Origin of the sequence: Burkholderia sp. LMG 13014 (assembly GCF_905232215.1) — a bacterium.
Lineage (GTDB): Bacteria > Pseudomonadota > Gammaproteobacteria > Burkholderiales > Burkholderiaceae > Burkholderia.
This window is the reverse complement of record NZ_CAJNKE010001028.1, coordinates 1-1,186: the sequence shown is the minus strand read 5'-3', so window position 1 is coordinate 1,186 and position 1,186 is coordinate 1. Positions and strand designations below refer to the sequence as shown.

General features: G+C 64.5%; 1 protein-coding gene and 1 pseudogene. Both read left to right on the top strand.

Annotation, left to right across the window (positions count from 1 at the left end; genetic code table 11):
- Window positions 1-499, top strand: a 499-nt coding sequence (locus JYJ84_RS37125) for a ProQ/FinO family protein (RefSeq protein ID WP_205190342.1), incomplete at its 5' end; no start/stop codon positions are given.
- A 501-nt stretch (window positions 500-1,000) separates the two neighbouring features.
- Window positions 1,001-1,186 (top strand): annotated as a pseudogene (locus tag JYJ84_RS37120) (EamA family transporter); the annotation flags it as partial.

Below are 1,186 nucleotides of genomic sequence, written 5' to 3'. Positions count from 1 at the left end.
TGCGGCGAAGCCGTCGGCGCCGGTCGATCCGGTCATCGTGGCGATCGGCAAACTGCAGCGTAAGTTTCCGCGTGCGTTCCCGAAGAATCCGGCCCCTAAAGTGCCGCTCAAAGTTGGCATTTGGGACGACCTCGCGCGTGAAGCACAGGCCGTCGGGCTCAACGAAGCCGAACTGCGCGAAGCGATGTCGACGTGGTGCCGTGGTAACCGTTACTGGTCGTGCCTCGTCGAAGACGCGGTGCGGGTCGACCTGCAGGGCAACGAAGCAGGGCGCGTCACGCACGACGACGCAGCGCGAGCGCGCCGGCTGAAGGCGCGCCGCCCCGGCAAGGGCACGGCGCAATCGACCAAGGGCGCGCAGCAGCAGCCGAAGGCCGAGCAGCAAGCCGAGGCCGCCGCAGTCGAGCCGCAACCGGCGAACGTGGAAGCGCAAACCGACGCAGTGCCGCAAACCGACGCCGCGCCGCAGGTCGAGCAGCAAACGGCCGGAAACGAGTAACCGGCACCGCGCCGCTGCATACCGCACGGCACTGCCTCGCATGCATATCGTGTGCGGCGAATGACACGACAGGCTGACCTGCCTCGAAAGAGGCAGGTCAGGACTGCTCTCACCGGCGCTCGACGTGCCGGGTCCTCATCCATCCCGCCTCGAACCGACCACGCGACCGGACGAAGAACGTTCGTCGATCGGCGCTGCATGCGCGATGTGTCGACGTTGTCGTATGCGCACGGACGGTACGCCCATTCTTAACGCGGCAACGCTTCATTCAATTAATTCGGTTTCCTAAAATAGAGTCATGCCGGAACCGTCGATTGGCATGCGGGTGTTCGCATCCGGTCGTCGTGACATGATGACGCGCGATAATCTCGACCGGGTCGTCAGGTCGCGCAGCAAGCTGGCCGGCGCGATGCAGCTTGCATTTCGAAAGGTACGGAAAGCCGACTGCGACACGACCCGACGCCACAGCCGGCGCCTTTCAACGTCAATTCAAATCGAATCATGCACTCGAGACATTCCGCGATTCTCGTCGCGCTCACCGCTGCCGCGTTGTTCGGCGCCGCGACACCACTCGCCAAGGCGTTGATCGGCGCGATGTCGCCGTTCATGGTCGCGGGCCTGTTCTATCTCGGCAGCGGCGTCGGGCTCGGTATCGGGATCCTGCTCCGCCGCCTGCACAACCGTCAT